General features: G+C 65.8%; 17 protein-coding genes and 2 pseudogenes. 9 read left to right on the forward strand and 10 right to left on the reverse strand.

Going from position 1 to position 16,511, the window contains the following annotated elements:
• Positions 1-153: 153 nt before the first annotated feature.
• The 5 genes and pseudogenes from PGN37_RS05200 to dnaA all read right to left on the reverse strand — a co-directional run bounded on the left by PGN37_RS05200 (position 154) and on the right by dnaA (position 6,056).
• Positions 154-714, reverse strand: a complete 561-nt coding sequence (locus PGN37_RS05200; protein ID WP_335329958.1) for a DUF721 family protein — start codon at positions 712-714, stop codon at positions 154-156.
• A complete protein-coding gene (gene recF / locus PGN37_RS05205) occupies positions 711-1,871 on the reverse strand; it encodes a DNA replication/repair protein RecF (protein WP_335329959.1) in 1,161 nt (386 codons plus the stop codon). Before recF ends, PGN37_RS05200 begins: the two co-directional genes overlap by 4 nt.
• A gap of 13 nt (positions 1,872-1,884) precedes the next feature.
• Positions 1,885-2,793, reverse strand: a pseudogene (gnd, locus tag PGN37_RS05210) (phosphogluconate dehydrogenase (NAD(+)-dependent, decarboxylating)); the annotation flags it as partial.
• Between the two features lie 16 nt (positions 2,794-2,809).
• Positions 2,810-4,003 (reverse strand): DNA polymerase III subunit beta, encoded by a 1,194-nt coding sequence (gene dnaN, locus PGN37_RS05215; protein ID WP_335329960.1) that lies wholly within the window; start codon positions 4,001-4,003, stop codon positions 2,810-2,812.
• Positions 4,004-4,586: 583 nt separating this feature from the next.
• A complete protein-coding gene (dnaA, locus tag PGN37_RS05220) occupies positions 4,587-6,056 on the reverse strand; it encodes a chromosomal replication initiator protein DnaA (protein ID WP_335329961.1) in 1,470 nt (489 codons plus the stop codon).
• A gap of 595 nt (positions 6,057-6,651) precedes the next feature.
• Between dnaA and rpmH the strand changes: the two genes are divergently transcribed.
• From rpmH to PGN37_RS05265, 9 genes are all read left to right on the forward strand, one after another.
• Complete coding sequence (gene rpmH / locus PGN37_RS05225) at positions 6,652-6,795, forward strand: 50S ribosomal protein L34 (protein ID WP_046365060.1); 144 nt, start codon at positions 6,652-6,654, stop codon at positions 6,793-6,795.
• 21 nt (positions 6,796-6,816) lie between these two features.
• Positions 6,817-7,176: a ribonuclease P protein component gene (gene rnpA / locus PGN37_RS05230; protein WP_335329962.1), complete on the forward strand. Its 360-nt coding sequence runs from the start codon at positions 6,817-6,819 to the stop codon at positions 7,174-7,176.
• On the forward strand, positions 7,173-7,562 hold the full coding sequence (gene yidD, locus PGN37_RS05235) for a membrane protein insertion efficiency factor YidD (RefSeq protein ID WP_335329963.1): 390 nt from the start codon (positions 7,173-7,175) through the stop codon (positions 7,560-7,562). Before rnpA ends, yidD begins: the two co-directional genes overlap by 4 nt.
• A 43-nt stretch (positions 7,563-7,605) precedes the next feature.
• Positions 7,606-8,637, forward strand: coding sequence for a membrane protein insertase YidC (gene yidC, locus PGN37_RS05240; protein WP_335330090.1), 1,032 nt, complete (start codon positions 7,606-7,608; stop codon positions 8,635-8,637).
• A 36-nt stretch (positions 8,638-8,673) separates the two neighbouring features.
• Positions 8,674-9,246 (forward strand): Jag family protein, encoded by a 573-nt coding sequence (locus tag PGN37_RS05245; protein ID WP_335329964.1) that lies wholly within the window; start codon positions 8,674-8,676, stop codon positions 9,244-9,246.
• A gap of 72 nt (positions 9,247-9,318) precedes the next feature.
• Entirely contained in the window at positions 9,319-10,002 is a 684-nt protein-coding gene (gene rsmG / locus PGN37_RS05250; protein WP_335329965.1) for a 16S rRNA (guanine(527)-N(7))-methyltransferase RsmG, read from the forward strand.
• Positions 9,999-10,931 (forward strand): ParA family protein, encoded by a 933-nt coding sequence (locus PGN37_RS05255; RefSeq protein ID WP_335329966.1) that lies wholly within the window; start codon positions 9,999-10,001, stop codon positions 10,929-10,931. Before rsmG ends, PGN37_RS05255 begins: the two co-directional genes overlap by 4 nt.
• 43 nt (positions 10,932-10,974) lie before the next feature.
• Positions 10,975-11,967 (forward strand): ParB/RepB/Spo0J family partition protein, encoded by a 993-nt coding sequence (locus tag PGN37_RS05260; protein WP_335329967.1) that lies wholly within the window; start codon positions 10,975-10,977, stop codon positions 11,965-11,967.
• A 220-nt stretch (positions 11,968-12,187) separates the two neighbouring features.
• Positions 12,188-12,925, forward strand: a complete 738-nt coding sequence (locus PGN37_RS05265; RefSeq protein ID WP_335329968.1) for an acetyltransferase — start codon at positions 12,188-12,190, stop codon at positions 12,923-12,925.
• On the opposite strand, the gene PGN37_RS05270 is transcribed toward PGN37_RS05265, so the two are convergent.
• From PGN37_RS05270 to sigM, 5 genes and pseudogenes are all read right to left on the reverse strand, one after another.
• Positions 12,922-14,109: an N-acetylmuramoyl-L-alanine amidase gene (locus tag PGN37_RS05270; protein ID WP_335329969.1), complete on the reverse strand. Its 1,188-nt coding sequence runs from the start codon at positions 14,107-14,109 to the stop codon at positions 12,922-12,924. The two genes, PGN37_RS05265 and PGN37_RS05270, sit on opposite strands and share 4 nt — an antisense overlap.
• Positions 14,110-14,183: 74 nt before the next feature.
• A complete protein-coding gene (gene trxA / locus PGN37_RS05275; RefSeq protein ID WP_335329970.1) occupies positions 14,184-14,519 on the reverse strand; it encodes a thioredoxin in 336 nt (111 codons plus the stop codon).
• Positions 14,516-15,511: a thioredoxin-disulfide reductase gene (trxB, locus tag PGN37_RS05280; RefSeq protein ID WP_335329971.1), complete on the reverse strand. Its 996-nt coding sequence runs from the start codon at positions 15,509-15,511 to the stop codon at positions 14,516-14,518. Before trxB ends, trxA begins: the two co-directional genes overlap by 4 nt.
• A 77-nt stretch (positions 15,512-15,588) precedes the next feature.
• Positions 15,589-15,849 (reverse strand): annotated as a pseudogene (locus PGN37_RS05285) (hypothetical protein); the annotation flags it as partial.
• A 58-nt stretch (positions 15,850-15,907) separates the two neighbouring features.
• Positions 15,908-16,483, reverse strand: a complete 576-nt coding sequence (gene sigM / locus PGN37_RS05290) for an RNA polymerase sigma factor SigM (RefSeq protein ID WP_335329972.1) — start codon at positions 16,481-16,483, stop codon at positions 15,908-15,910.
• Between the last annotated feature and the right edge of the window lie 28 nt (positions 16,484-16,511).

Here is a 16,511-nt window from a genome sequence, read left to right on the forward strand (position 1 = left end):
TCGCGAATCACTCGGACCAGTCTACCGAAACATGGCATCAGGACTGATACTGGAACCGCGTTTTGATACACCTAATCGCGCCGTGCGCCGATTTTTCCGGCAGAAGATAGGTCGAGACGCTTCGCACAGCTGCCGACAGCGTTCTCGCGGCTCTCAGCCATAGGTGTCGCGAGGGCCCCGACCCTGGACGCGATACGGGCCTTTCCGCCAGGACGGACCCACCGGACCGACGATCTTCACCGAGGTGACGACCCCGTCTCCGACAGCCGCGGCGATCTTGGCCAGCAGCTGTGCCTGCACCATCCGCAGCTGTGTCGCCCATGCCGTCGACTCCGCCGTCACCGTCAACACACCCTCGGTCAGTGACGCCGGCACCGCATGATCGGCGATCTGGGCTCCGACCACCTCACGCCACCGGCCGAACACCGCACCCTCAGCGACACGGCCGGTCCATCCGCGGTTGCGGGCCACAGCACTGGTCGCCGCACCCAGGGGCTGCGGATCCCTCTCATCGGGTCCGGGGCCCGACCACCGACGCCGGCTGGAGCCTCCGGTGCGCCGCGGGGCAGGGGAGGTGCGACCGCGGCCCACGTTCTTGCCTTGTTCCCGTGCGGCGCCCCTGGCCTCTTCGAGTGCCCTGCGCACGAGATCCATCCCCTTGAGGTGAGCCAGGTGCGCAGGTGGCTCGACCGGCTGATCCTCTGCGTCGCTCATGACACCACCTCCGATACCCGGCCCTGGTCGCCATCGCCCATCGTGATCTCGATACGCCGCGCATCCCATTCGCGCGGAATGTCTTCCGGGACGGCGGCTGTCACCAACACCTGTTCCGCGGTGGCCGCGACGCGGGCGAGCGCGTCACGGCGCGCGGTGTCGAGTTCGGCGAAGACATCATCGAGCAGCAGCACGGGATCGCCTCCCTCTGTCCGGAGCAACTCGTAGGCAGCCAACCTCAGCGCCAACGCCATCGACCAGCTCTCGCCGTGACTGGCGAAACCCTTCGCAGGCTGTTCACCCAACCTCAGATTCAGATCATCCCGGTGGGGTCCGACAAGGCAGACGCCGCGCTCCAGTTCGGCGTCGCGGCGCCGACTCAGCGCGTCGAGCAACGCCGCTTCGAACACCTCCACATCGGTGTTCCCCACGGCTGCTTCGGCTTCCACGACCTCCACGCCGCTGCGGTATCGAGCGGCCGCCGGCCGCGATGCGGGCGCCAACAACTGATAGGCCTTCTCCACCTCCGGCGCCAGCTCGTTCACCAGCTCGACCCGCGCCGCGATCAACTGAGCACCGTGTGACGCGAGGTGGCCGTCCCACACGTCGAGCGTTTCCAGCGCGCCACGGTCTCCCCGAAAGCGGGCCGCCGACGCGGTTTTGAGCAGCGCGGTGCGCTGCCGCACCACTTTGTCGTAATCCGCACGGACACCAGCGATACGGGGCCGACGGATGGTGGCGAGCTCGTCGAGGTAGCGCCGACGCTCCCCGGGGTCACCCCGCACGAGCGCCAGGTCTTCGGGGGCGAACAGGACGGCGCGCAACACACCGAGAATTTCGCGGGCCGACCGGACGGGGGAGCGATTCAGCCGCGCCTTGTTGGCGCGCCCCGATGTGATGTCGAGGTCGATGGCGAGCTCTCGTCCTTCACTGACGACGATCGTGGAGATCACCGCCCGATCGGCGCCCTCTCGAATGAGCGGGGCGTCGGTCGCAACGCGATGCGACCCCAGCGTGGACGAATACCAGAGTGCCTCAACGAGATTCGTCTTCCCAAAGCCGTTGGATCCGACGAAGACAGTTCGGCCCGGGTCGAGATCGAGCTCCACCCGCGGCCACGATCGGAAATCCGTCAGCGCGAGGCGACGTACGTACACCGGCTCGCCTCGCTCACCCGGACTCGCTCACCCTCTTCACCGCATGTCCGCCGAACTGGTTGCGCAGTGCCGCGACGGCCTTCATGGTCGGGGAGTCATCCTGGCGAGACAGGAACCGCGCGAACAGTGACGCGGCAATACTCGGCACGGGTACCCGCAGCCGGATGGCCTCTTCGACCGTCCACCGACCCTCACCGGAATCCTCTGTGTAGCCGCTGATCTCGTCGAGGTTGGGATCTTCCTTGAGCGCCTTGGCCAGCAGCTGCTGCAACCACGAACGCACCACGGTGCCGTTCGTCCAGGCTTGATACACCGCCTGTGGATCCTTCACCAGGTCCTCGGCGGCCAACATCTCGTAGCCCTCGGCGTACGCCGTCATCAGTGCGTACTCGACGCCGTTGTGCACCATCTTCGCGAAGTGCCCGGCGCCGACGGGTCCGACGTGGACGAACCCGTCTTCCTCCGGTCCGGGCGGGCGCAATGTGTCGAAGATGGGCATGGCTCGTACGACATCGTCGTCACTACCGCCGACCATCAGGCCGTAACCTTCGCTCAAGCCCCAGATGCCGCCGGACACACCGGCATCGATGAACGCAATGCCCTTCTGTGCCAACAGTTCTGCGTGCGGTTTGTCCTCGGTGTAGCGCGAGTTGCCACCGTCGATGACCAGGTCGCCCTCCGAGAGCACGCCGGCCAGCTCGGTGATGGTCTGATCTGTGATGGATCCGGACGGCACCATCACCCAGACCACACGCGGAGCCTGCAACGCTGCCGCGAGGTCGGCGAGGGTCGCCACGTCGGACACCTCGGGTCGAGGGTCGTATCCGATGACCTCGTGCCCGCCGTCGCGGAGGCGAGCCCGCATGTTGAAGCCCATCTTGCCCAGGCCGATGAGACCCAGCTGCATGTCAGCGCCCTCCTGTTGTCGGTGCGTGCGATCAGCCGGGGAGGCGCACCGGCATCAGCAGATAGACGTAATCGGTCTGTGCTGCCGGATACGGTCCCGCGCCGTCGCTACTCACATCATCCTGGCCCGCCGGGCGGAGCACCGCAGGCCGGCTGGGCGTCGTGAATCCGAACGTGACCCGCCCGGCGTGCAGCGAGCCCAGTCCGTCTGTCAAGTACGTCGGGTTGAACGCGATGGTCAGTGGTTCGCCGGAGAACTCGACGGGCAGGTCCTCCTCGGCTCGACCCACGTCGTCGGCGCCGGCCGAGAGCCGTAGCACGTCGTCGGAGAATTCCATCCGCACCTGGGCGCCGCGATCGGCCACCAGGGCGACACGTTTGATGGCCTCGGTCAGCTCGGCGACCCCGATGGTGGCGACCGCGGTGTGCTCGGTCGGCAGCAGCTGGCGGAACTTCGGGAATTCGGCGTCGAGCAGGCGGGTGGTGCTGCGCTTGCCCTTGCTGCGGATACCCAGCAGGCCTTCTTTGCCGACCGTGGGGCCGGATCCCAGCGACAGGTGCACCTCGTTGCCGTCGGTGCCGGCCTTGGCCGCCTCGGCCAGAGTCTTCGCCGGCACCAGGACGGCAGCTTCCACGCCGGGGGTGGACGTCGACCATGTCAGTTCGCGGACCGCGAGGCGGAACCGGTCGGTGGCGGCCAAAACGACTTTCTCGCCGGAAATCTCGACGCGGATGCCGGTCAACATCGGCAGCGTGTCATCACGGCCTGCGGCGACCGCCACCTGACCGATGGCCTCGGCGAACAGATCCGCCGCGACGACACCGGTCTCGTCCGGCAGAGTGGGCAGCGTTGGGTAGTCCTCGACTGCCATGGTCGGCAGCGAAAATCGAGCGCTTCCGCAGCTCAACGCAACGCGGGTGCCTTCGACACTGACATCGACCGGCTTGGCAGGCAGGGCCCGAACGATGTCGGACAGCAACCTGCCGGACACCAAAACGCTTCCTGGAGAGGCGATTTCAGCCGCAATCTGCACTTCGGCGGAAACTTCGTAGTCGAATCCGGAGATCGTCAGACCCTCGTCGGATCCGGTCAGCAGCACACCGGCCAGGACAGGAACCGTCGGCCGCGACGGCAGGTTACGAGCCACCCAAGCGACCGCGTCGGCGAACTCTTCGCGGCTCAGCCGGAACTTCAAGTCCGTCAGACCTACCGTTGACGTCGACACGTTTGTTGCGTCCCTTCGATGTACACCCCGATGAAGCCTTGATCAGCGATTTCTCCGACGGGCACATCGCGTCGCTACGACACGCTGCGACGACCGGAACGGCTGTCGATGAACCACCGTAGAGCTTTCCACTCCAACTTGAAAGCTAAACGATGGGGCTGACAGGGCGACGACGGAGAGGCCCTCTCGGGCCGTCCACCGTGTGCTTTCCCCAGGGGTCTTCTTCTAAGAGATATTGATAGAGATAAATGAGCAGTAGTACTAGGTCCTGTGCAAGCTGGGGATACGGGGGGTTTCCTGCAGGCCAGCGCCGTGTAGGGCTGTGAGGCATCTGTGCATCGATGATGGGACGAGGCGGGCCGGCTGGGGATGAATCGCGATCTGGGGAAGAACACCCCACTGCGTACCCGGGTTGACGACAGGTTGTGCACAGGTGCTCCCCAGGCCGTGGCTGTGACTGATGGTGCCAACGAGAGAGAAGTTTTTCGGGCAGGCCACGGAGGGCGAGCACAACGGACGGCGTGTCGTTCGCACGACACGAGGCCGCGCGTCGGCGGCTAGGGGAAATACAGGGGGTCGCAGATCAGCGCTTGGCGCGCTGACGGATCCGTGTGGTGAGTTCTTTGACGTGATCGAAGACCTCACGTCGCTCAGCCATTTCGCCGCGAATCTTCTTCTCCGCGTACATGACTGTGGTGTGGTCACGGCCGAACGCCTGACCGATCTTGGGCAGGGAGAGATCGGTGAGTTCGCGACACAGGTACATCGCGATCTGCCTCGATTGTGCCAACGCGCGGGTCTTGCCGGGTCCGCGGAGTTCGTCGATGCTCGTCTCGAAATACTCGGCGGTGGCGGCCATGATCGCTGCGGTGCTGATCTGCATCGTCGACGAATCGGAAATCAGGTCGCGCAGCACGATTTCGGCAAGTGACTTGTCGATCGACGTCTTGTTCAGCGAGGCGAACGCCGTCACGCGGATCAGTGCGCCCTCGAGTTCACGGATGTTGCGCTCGATCCGGCTGGCGATCAACTCCAGAACGTCGTCGGGTACGTCGAGACGATCCATCTGTGCTTTCTTGCGCAGGATCGCGATCCGGGTCTCCAGCTCAGGCGGCTGCACATCGGTGATCAGGCCCCACTCGAAGCGGGTCCGAAGCCTGTCTTCCAGTGTCGCGAGCTGTTTCGGCGGGCGATCAGAGGAGATGACGATCTGCTTGTTCGCGTTGTGCAGGGTGTTGAAGGTATGGAAGAACTCTTCCTGAATACCGTCCTTGCCCTCGATGAACTGGATGTCGTCGACCAGGAGCACGTCGATGTCGCGGTAGGTGCGCTTGAACGACGCACGGCGATCATCGCGCAGGGAGTTGATGAAGTCGTTGGTGAATTCCTCGGTCGAGACGTATTTCACCCGCATGCCCGGGAACAGCCGCTGGGCGTAGTTGCCGGCCGCGTGCAGCAGATGTGTTTTGCCCAAACCGGATTCACCCCAGATGAACAACGGGTTGTAGGCACGGGCCGGCGCCTCGGCGATGGCGAGCGACGCGGCGTGGGCGAAGCGGTTGGAGGCCCCGATCACGAAAGTGTCGAAGGTGTAGCGGCGATTGAGGTTGATCGCAGTCGCGTCGTCGGAAGTGCCGTTCTGTCCGCGGTTGGCGAAGAAACTCGGCCAATTCTCCTCGGCGCTGGCGCGGGCGGCCAAGTCGTCGTCGACGAGGTCGTCGTCGGTGTCAGGAACGGGAACCGGCGTGAAGACGGGGGACTCATCGGGTTCGGGATCGGCGATCCGCACACCCAGCTCGACGCGCTGGCCGAGCTGGCGGCTCAGCGCGGCGATGATCGGCTCCCGCAGATGACGTTCGATCTCGTTCTGCACGAACGGGGTGGGCACCGACAATAGAGCGAACCCCTCGGTGATGACCAAGGGCTGGACGAGCTTGAGCCACGCCCGCTGCTGCGGGGTGAGGGCGCCGTTTGCGGCGCCGTGTTCACCGTTGAGTTCGGTGACGACGTTGTTCCAGATCGAGACGAATGGAGGGTCGGGGTCGGCTGACAAGAACACCCACCCCCTACCGGCCGACCAGAGGACGACCACACCACAACGACGAACTGTCCACAAAGTTATCCACAGGTTGTGGAAATACAGGAATCCGTCGTTGTCCGCTGTCTACCAGCGAGGCTGCCAATCGTCGGAACTCAACACCACGCGATGACACGTGATGGGCTCGCGACCGAGTGAGCGACCCTCGCTTCGTTGCCTTGCGCCGTTCCGGCATGGAATCGGCCTTGCCAGAAGCTAACAGTTTTCTCTCCGAGTGCCAACAGTTCTGCAACATTGCGGGGAAGCGTAATTCCGCCTGGCGCAATCGTTCCAGATCCGCGTGACTGCTGTGGTGTTTGTGATGCTCCTGACGTGCGACTCTTCCGGTACCGGTCGCCCTGGTCCGCGGTCCGGTGCAGGTTTGACCCGGCGAATTCTCGTCAGTACCCTCGAACAGTCGCCCGCACGTGGTGATACGGCTGCGATCCGGTTTCCGCCGGTGGCCGCGCCGGCAAAGTAAGACCGCCGAACTTACCAACGGCCGACAGCGTGATGCCCGTCGTCAGACACGGACAGAGCGTGGGGGCCACACGAACAAGGAGTGACTGCCGTGGCCAAGGGCAAGCGGACCTTCCAGCCCAACAACCGGCGCCGCGCACGCGTGCACGGGTTCCGGCTGCGGATGCGCACCCGTGCGGGCCGTGCCATCGTGTCCGGTCGGCGCCGCAAAGGCCGTCAGTCACTCACTGCGTGACGCGACCACAGGTCTGACGCGGTGCTTCCGGCACAGAACCGGATGACCAGGTCGACCGAGTTCGGTGCCACAGTCAGTCGGGGGACGCGGGCGGCGCAGCCCGATCTCGTCGTGTACTGCCTGCGTTCTGATCAGACCGAGGAAGCCGGACCGCGGATCGGCTTGGTCGTCTCCAAAGCGGTCGGCAATGCCGTCCAACGCCATCAGGTGTCTCGACGCCTTCGCCATGTCGCCCGCACGGTTCTTCCCGATCTGACCGCTGCCGATCGCGTGGTCATCCGCGCGCTCCCCGGCAGCCGCCACGCGGTGTCGCCGCGGCTCGAGCAGCAGCTGCGGACCGCGTTGCGGCGCATAAGAAGTCGTGCGGAGGCCTCGTCATGAGTTCCCGCGCCGTGAGTTCCCGCGCCGTGAGTTCCCATGCCGTGCGCGCCCTCGTGTGGATGATCCAGCTGTACCGCACCACGGTCTCTCCGCTGCGTCTCCCGACGTGCCGCTTCACACCCACCTGCAGCCAGTACGCCGTCGAAGCTCTCACCGAGTTCGGTCTGGTGCGGGGCAGCTGGCTGGCTCTGATTCGCCTCCTCAAATGCGGACCATGGCATAACGGAGGGTGGGACCCCATCCCCGATCGCACCCCCGGTCACGACCGTCCGGAGTGTGATCGTCACAGTGACGCCATCGCCGTGACAGTCGGTGGCCCCTGCGAGAACCCCGAAGACCTAGAAGACCAACCGAGTCAGCAAGGGAAGAGTCTGCCGCGTGTTTAACTTCTTCAGCCTCGACATCATCTATTACCCGGTGTCGGCGATCATGTGGGTCTGGTACAAGGCGTTCGCGTTTCTGCTGGGCCCCTCGAACTTCTTCGCATGGGCGTTGTCGGTGATGTTCCTCGTGTTCACCCTGCGTGCGATTCTCTACAAGCCGTTCGTGCGGCAGATCCGCACCACGCGCCAGATGCAGGAGCTGCAGCCCCAGATCAAGGCTCTGCAGAAGAAATACGGCAAGGACCGCCAGCGCATGGCGCTGGAGATGCAGAAGCTGCAGAAAGAGCATGGGTTCAATCCCATCCTCGGGTGCCTGCCGATGTTGGCGCAGATTCCGGTGTTCCTCGGTCTGTATCACGTGCTGATGTCCTTCAACCGGACACAGACCGGTATCGGCCGGCTCGGCCTCTCGGTCGAGGAGAACAAGAGCCTCGGCAACTACTTTTTCAGCGCGACCGACGTCGGACACTTCCTGGACGCCAACCTGTTCGGTGCTCCTCTCGGCGCGACGATGATCCAGAAGCACGGCCTCGAGGCGTTCACCGAATTCCACCGTCCGGCCGTGATCGCCGTGGGTGTCCCGATCATGATTGCCGCCGGCATCGCCACCTACTTCAACAGCCGTGCATCGGTTGCTCGTCAGTCGCCGGAGGCCGCCGCCAACCCGCAGACCGCGATGATGAACAAGCTGGCGCTCTACGTGTTCCCGCTGGGCGTGGTCGTCGGTGGCCCGTTCCTTCCGCTGGCCATCTTGCTGTACTGGTTCGCCAACAACATCTGGACCTTCGGTCAGCAGCACTACGTGTTCGGCAAGATCGAGAAGGAAGAGGAAGCCAAGAAGCAGGAGGCGCTGGAGCGCCGTGCGGCGAATGCGCCGGCGCCGGGAGCGAAGCCGAGCCGGAAGAAGGCCGCTCGCCCCGATGGTGAGTCTGCCGACGATGTGGAGATCGTCGAGTCCAGTGGAACGGAACAGGGGTCGTCTGCCTCGAGTGCGAGTGCTGGCGATGCCGCGACGCGGAACGGGGCGGTGAGCCGTACCCCGAAACCCGGCGCGCGCCCCAAGAAGCGGAAACGTTGACGCGCGGGTGACCGCGAACGAGGGAGAGGTATATCCATGACGAATTCAGAGACGACGTCCGTGGAGGAGATCCACGAGACGAGCACGAGCGCGGACGTCGAAGCCGAGGAGTCGACGAGCGACGCGGCGCGGGGGACGGGCGATCTCGAGGATCGGCTCGTAGCCGAGGGCGAGATCGCGGGCGACTATCTCGAAGAGCTGCTGGATCTGTTGGACTTCGACGGGGACATCGATCTCGACGTCGAGGGTGACCGCGCGGTCGTGAGCATCGACGGTGGTGGCGACTTGACCAAGTTGGTCGGTCGCAAGGGCGAGGTGCTCGACGCACTGCAGGAGCTGACCCGGTTGGCTGTCCATCAGAAGACGGGGGAGCGGAGCCGCTTGATGCTCGACATCGCGCAGTGGCGCAAGCGTCGTCGCGACGAGCTGGCCGCCCTCGGTAGCAAGGTGGCCCACCGCGTGCTCGAGACGGGTGAGCGCGAGGAGCTGTCCCCGATGACCCCGTTCGAGCGCAAGATCGTGCACGACGCCGTTGCGGACGTGGACGGGGTGCACAGTGAGAGCGAGGGCGTGGAGCCGTCGCGTCGCGTGGTCGTCCTCGTCGACTGAGACTCGTGGAGTTACACCGATGTAGTTCGGTGTGCGAGCCAGTGTCGGGACTCGAGGCGGAGGATGTTTCACGTGAAACATGCGGAGGTGCCAGCGCCGCCGGCGGCGGTGACGGCAGTCTTCGGTGACGCCGCTGACGCCGCCATCCGCTATGCCGAGATCCTGGCGGGCGCTGGCGTGGAGCGCGGTCTACTTGGGCCCCGCGAGGTGGAGCGACTCTGGGACCGGCACATTCTCAACAGCGCTGCCATAGCGGATGTGGTGGACCGGGCGGAGGCCGTCGCCGACATTGGAAGCGGAGCCGGCCTTCCCGGGATACCGTTGGCGCTGGCCCGGGCCGACGTGTCCGTGACACTGATCGAACCACTGCTGCGGCGGAGCGACTTTCTCCGCGAGGTGGTGTCGGAACTGGGTTTGGGATCCGTGGTCGTGCGGGGTAGGGCGGAGGATCGATCCGTTCGCGATGTCGCGGGGGAGCAGGATGCAGTCGTGTCCCGTGCGGTCGCCTCATTGGACAAGATCGCTAAGTGGAGTGTGCCACTGCTGCGGGTCGGCGGTCGAATGCTTGCGATGAAGGGCGAGCGGGCGGCTGACGAGGTACACGAGCATCGCCAATCGCTGGCCGCGCTCGGACTGACCGAAATCGAGGTGAGGACGTGTGGCGCGCAATTCGTGGACCCGCCCGCGACAGTGGTCGTAGGGTTTCTGGAAGAGGAGCGGCGCCGTCGGACTCCGGCGGGAAGGAGACAGCGGTGACGTCAACGGCCGAGGAGCCCACCCCAGATGTTTCACGTGAAACGTGGGGTACGCACGACGTCGACACTCCGATCGGCGCCGAGGCCGAGCGCGCCGTCCGACTGATGCATGCAGCCGCCGAAGGACTCTTGCCGAAGCCGGCCCGCCAGCGGATCTTCACGATTGCGAATCAGAAGGGTGGCGTCGGCAAGACGACGACCGCGGTGAACATCGCGGCGGCGCTCGCTCTACAGGGCGCGCGCACGCTCGTCATCGATCTCGATCCACAGGGCAACGCCAGCACCGCGCTCGGCATCGAACACCGCCCGGGAACACCGTCGTCGTACGAGGTGCTCATCGGGGAGATCTCGGTCGAGACTGCGCTGCAGCAGAGCCCGCACAATGAGCTGTTGTTCTGCGTTCCGGCCACCATCGATCTGGCCGGCGCCGAGATCGAGTTGGTGAGCATGGTGGCCCGAGAGGGTCGGCTGCGCACCGCACTCGCCGAGTTGAAGCACCACGACTTCGACTACGTTTTCATCGACTGCCCGCCGTCTCTCGGTCTGCTGACGATCAACGCGCTCGTCGCCGCACCCGAGGTGCTGATCCCGATCCAGTGCGAGTACTACGCACTCGAAGGCGTGGGACAGCTGCTCCGCAACATCGAGATGGTGAAGTCGCATCTGAACCCCGAACTCGACGTGACGACAGTCGTGCTGACGATGTACGACGGCCGCACGAAACTGGCCGACCAGGTTGCCGTCGACGTGCGGGCGCACTTCGGCGACAAGGTCCTGCGGACGGTGATTCCGCGCAGCGTGAAGGTGTCGGAAGCACCCGGGTACGGGATGACGATCATCGACTACGACCCGGGCTCACGGGGTGCGATGAGCTATCTCGACGCCAGCCGCGAGCTCGCGCAACGCGGGGCCCCCGGACCGCGACAGTGACGATTGCCCAACCCAGCAGCTGTGCGACGAACGAAGGACTTGGATGAACAACCCGGCACGTAAGCGCAGTGGGCTCGGACGCGGCTTGGCGTCGCTGATCCCGACCGGACCCGCCGAGGGCGACGAGCCGGCCACCACCGGACCGCGGATGGGCGCCGCCGCTGCCGATGCCGTCTTCGGTGGAGCTCCGGACGTCACGCCGCCGGCAGGTGATGTCGGCGCGGTGTACCGGGAGATCGCCCCGTCGCTGATCGATCCGAACCCGCGTCAGCCGCGCCAGGTGTTCGACGAAGAAGCGCTGAACGAACTCGTGCATTCGATCCGCGAGTTCGGATTGATGCAGCCGATCGTGGTGCGTGCGGCACCTGACAGTGGGGATGCGCCGACGCGCTACCAGCTGGTGATGGGGGAGCGCCGCTGGCGGGCCGCGCAAAAAGCGGGGGTCGCCTCAATCCCCGCGATCGTCCGCGAGACCGCCGACGACAGCATGCTGCGGGACGCGTTGCTGGAGAACATCCATCGCGCTCAGCTGAACCCGTTGGAAGAGGCGGCGGCCTATCAGCAGTTGCTCGACGAGTTCGCCGTCACCCACGATGAGCTCGCGGCGCGGATCGGGCGATCCCGGCCCGTGATCACCAACATGATTCGTCTGCTGCGTCTGCCGATCGCGGTGCAGCGACGAGTGGCCGCCGGCGTGCTCTCCGCAGGCCATGCCCGGGCGCTTCTCGCTCTCGAGGGCGGACCGGACAAGCAGGAGGAACTCGCTGCCCGGATCGTCGCCGAAGGGCTGTCGGTCCGGGCGACGGAAGAGGCCGTCACGCTGGCCAACCGCGAAGGGGATGGCGCCCCGCCGGCACCGCGGCGCAAGCCCATTAAGATGCCGGGGCTGCAGGATGTCGCCGAGCAGCTGTCGTCGGCGTTCGACACCCGCGTGACAGTCAGCCTCGGCAAGCGGAAGGGCAAGATCGTCGTCGAATTCGGTTCCGTGGACGATTTGCAGCGGATTGTGGACCTCATGAACTCGTCAACTCAATGACCGACCACACGCGGCCGTTACGTCACTGTGACAGTGGAGCCCAGTGCAACGACACCCGTGCCGGCGTGCTCGGGAAAGCCACTGAGCGGCAGTGGTTTTCGCGCTCGACCGCGCTGCGCACCATCGGACAGCGCCGGATCGGGCCCGATCGTCTCGCGCCTTCTATTCTGGAGGGGCAGCAGCCGCGCATCCCCTCGCGGCGAAGACACCCGGGAGCGTAGTGACCGCACGAATCACCCCTCTGCGGCTCGAAGCGTTCGAGCAGCTGCCGAAGCACGCGCGACGATGCGTGTACTGGGAGGTCGATCCGCTCATCGTCGGCGAGGACCAGCACCTCTCGGATCCCGAGTTCGAGAAGGAAGCCTGGCTGTCGATGGTCATGCTGGAGTGGGGGTCCTGCGGTCAGTTGGCCGTCGAGTCACGCACCCCGCTTCCCGAGGACGAGACGGGTGACGAGCCCTGCCTCGGCTACGCGTTCTACGCTCCGCCCCGCAGTGTGCCCCGCGCGGGGCGATTCCCGACCGGACCCGTCAGTGCGGATGCTGTGCTTCTGACGTCGCTTGGTGTCGAGACGGGGCCCGGTCACGACGAACTGTCTCGCGCATTGATCACGGCCGTGGTCGGCGATCTCGTTCGACGTGGTGTGCGGGCACTGGAAGCGTTCGGCCGCTCGGCCGCCGCCGACGAACTCGTCGACGTGGCGGAGGTGCCGACCGACGTGGCGCCGGTTCTGGACACCCTCGGCGACTGCGCGATGGGCACCTGCGTGATTCCCAGCGACCTTCTCCTCGACGCGGGTTTCGAGGTGGTATCGCACCACACGTACTTCCCACGCCTGCGGCTCGAGTTGGAGCAGGGTCTCGGGTGGAAGGCCGGCGTGGAAGCGGCGCTGGAACGCCTGCTTCAGAGTGCCCAGTTGCAGCAGCCGGTCGGTGTCGGTGCGGTAGTCAGCTGCTAACTGTTACGGGACTGTTCGACAGCCAGTTCGTGGGCCAACAACTCGGCAAACGTGAATGTGCCTGTGGGGCGGTCGTTCTTGCCGAGCAGGTAGAGCCGCTTCACCGCTGCGAGGATGCCCTCGGCGAGGGAATCGCGCGCCGACGGGGAGACCAGGGTGGCCCGGTCGCCGGGATTGCTGATGTAGCCGACGTCCACCTGCACGGTGGGCATGCGGGTCAGGCGCAGCAGATCCCACGTCCGGCCGTGCACGCGGCAATCACGTAACCCCGTGCGCGCCACGACTTCCCGCTGAATGAAGTCGGCGAGGTTGCGTCCGATGGTGGACACCGAGCCGTGCGAGTTGCCGAAGTGGAACGAGGCGACACCGTTGGCCGACGAGCTCTTCTGACTCTCACACCGCAGGCTGATCATCAGGTCGGCACCGACTGAGTTGGCGGTGGCAGCACGTTCGGCGTCAGTTGGGGAGGCGGACGCAGAACGGGACAGGAACGTCTCCATGCCGATGGCCGTCATCCGGCCCTCGAGTCGACTGGCCAAGTCCCACAGGATGTCTGCCTCGCTGATGGGTCCCGACGGGCCGTGGGTGATCAGCCCGTGGTCGTCCCCACCGCGGCCCGGATCGATGATGATCCGCTTGCCGGAGAGCCACGGGCCGGAGCTGCGCACGAGCTCTTCTTCACGGATCGCATGCGGTGAGCCGCCGGTCACCCGGGAGCCCAGGTTGTAGAGCGAGCGCAGCGTCTCCGGACCGCAGATGCCGTCGGGGAAGAGCCCGTATTCGCGCTGGTACGACATCAACGCGTTGTGGGTCTGCAATCCGAAGTGTCCATCGACCAACCCGGTGTAGAACCCGAGATCCTGCAGGCGCGCCTGCAGAGTGGCGACGTCGTCGCCGTACATCGGGGCACCGAACTGGTGATTGAGGGTCCGTGCGCCGAGGCGGTAGGACGCTTCTTTGATCGCCCGGTAGGTGGCCTCCCCGACGACTCCGTCGACGAGAAGACCGCGGTGCTGCTGGAAGGCGCGAACCGCGTGGTCGAGTTCGCCGTCGAACACATCGGCGGCGACCAGACGCCCAGTGACCAGGTCGTCGTTGGGATCGTGGAGCATTCCCAGAGCGGCCAGCGCGGTCCGGATCTCGGTGACCGCTGCAGAACGGTCACCGCGACGCAGACTCGACATAGGCAGCATTCTCTCAGAAGGGGAGAGGATTTCGGAAAACCCCAGGGAAGTGTCCAGGGGTCGAAGGTGGTCCGCTACAGGACGTCAGCGAGCTCGCGCAGCAGCGCAGCCTTGCCTTTTGCGCCCACGATCCGCTTCACCGGCTGGCCATCTTTGAACAGGATCATCGTCGGGATCGACACGACCGAGAAGTCACGTGCTGTCGCCGGATTCTCGTCGACGTCGAGTTTGGCCACCGTGAGGGATCCGGCCTTCTCGGATGCGATCTCTTCGAGCACGGGAGCGACCATCTTGCACGGCCCGCACCACGTCGCCCAGAAGTCCACCAGCACCGGTGTGCCGCTGGACAGCACGTCCTGAGAGAAGGAATCGTCGGTGACAGCTACGGTCGCCGAGGCGGTCTCGCTCATTGCTGTGCTCCAATCAGGTCGTTGTCTTCGGTTGTGATAGAGGTTCTTTCGCCCGGCTCGGCATGGTCGGCCAGCCAACGCTCAGCGTCGATGGCTGCGGCGCAACCACTTCCGGCCGCGGTGATCGCCTGCCGATAGGTGTGGTCCACCAGATCGCCTGCGGCGAAGACACCGTCGATGGACGTGTAGGTGGTGCGGCCGACGACCTGGACGTAGCCCTCGTCATCGAGATCGACCTGACCGCGCACCAGTTCCGATCGCGGGTCGTGCCCGATCGCGACAAACACACCGGTGACCGCGAGCGAGGATTCCTCACCGGTCACGGTGTTGCGGAGCTTGATGCCGGTCACCTTCGGATCGCCTTCGACACCCTCGACCGCGGTGTTGGTCAGGATGGTGATCTTCTCGTTCTGCTCGGCGCGCTCCAGCATGATCTTGGAGGCGCGGAACTCGTCGCGCCGGTGGATCAGCGTGACACTGCGGGCGAAACGAGTGAGGAAGGTGGCCTCCTCCATCGCCGAATCGCCGCCGCCGACGACAGCGATGTCCTGATCGCGGAAGAAGAAGCCGTCGCAGGTGGCGCAGGTGCTCACGCCCATGCCGAGCAGCGCGTCCTCACCCGGCACGCCGAGGTGGCGCGCAGCGGCGCCCATCGCGAGGATGACCGCGCGCGCCTGGTACGTCTCGTCACCGACGGTGACCTTCTTCACCGGTCCGGTGAGGTCGACCGCGTCCACGTCTTCCATGCGCAGATCCGCGCCGAAGCGCAGCGCCTGCTCGCGCATCTGATCCATCAGTTCGGGACCGGTGATGCCGTCCTTGAAGCCGGGGTAGTTCTCCACCTCGGTGGTCGTCATCAGGGCGCCGCCGAACTGGCTGCCTTCGAAGACGAGGGGCTTCAGCTGGGCCCGCGCGCTGTACACAGCGGCGGTGTACCCGGCGGGGCCGGAACCGACGACGATGACGTCATGGACGGTGGACGAGGAGGTCATGAGTGCCTTTCTGCCTGCAATCCTTGAACACCAGGGTAGGCCGGGGTGTTCCCGTTGGCCGCCCGGGCGGGTCAGCGGCGTTTCGAGGGTGGTTGCGCGTCGCGCAGGACGGCGCCGATGCGGGCCGTGACCTCGGCGGGAACGTCGGGCGCTGAGGAGCTGTCGGCGCCGAGCCGACCCAATTCGCGACGGACGGTCTCGAGCGCCGCCAACGCGCGTGCGGCCTCGGGATCGGCGCGCACGCGCCGGCGAACCTGCGCGGCGGTGTCGTCGTCGAGGAGGCCGGCCTGCAGATCGGCGAGTAGGTCGGGTGTGACGGGTTCGAGGTCGTTGCCCATCGTCTTCACCCCCGCCGGTTGCGTTGTCCGCTGACCGTCCGAGGTTATCCGACCGGGCTCAGTCGATGTGCCCGGCGGCGAAGACGGTGAGCGACGCCGCGAGCTTGGCCCGTGCCCGGGCGCACCGGCTCTTGACGGTGCCCTCCGCCACACCGAGCAACCGAGCGGTCTCGGCGATCGAGAAACCCTGCATGTCGACAGCGACGACCGCGGCGCGCTGCTCGACCGGCAAGGTCAGCAGGGCCCGCTCGATCACGATCGCGGTGTCGACGTGGCGGGTCGGATCGGTGCCGCACGTCAGTTGTTCGTCGAGCGCGGCGTGGTCGCGGAACTTGTTGCGACGCAGGCGGTCCAGGCAGGCGTTGACCACGATGCGGTGCAGCCAGCTGCTGACCGCCGAGTCGTGGCGGAAGGCGCCGGCGGTGCGGTGCGCGGCCAGCAGTGCGTCCTGCAGCGCATCGGCGGCATCGTCGGGGTTGGCGGTGGTCAGCGTGGCGAGCCGGTAGAGCTGGCGGTGGTGGCGATAGAACAGTTCCTCGAACGCGTAGCGGTCACCGGCGACGTGGGCGGCCAGCAGCTCGGCGTCGGTGCGCGGCCGAATCCCGCCGTCGCTGTGCGCTCCGAAAATCCCCACAGCCGAACCCTAGGCGGCCCGAGCGGGG

Source organism: Mycobacterium kyogaense (genome assembly GCF_036946525.1).
In the GTDB taxonomy this organism is placed as follows: Bacteria; Actinomycetota; Actinomycetes; order Mycobacteriales; family Mycobacteriaceae; genus Mycobacterium; species Mycobacterium kyogaense_A.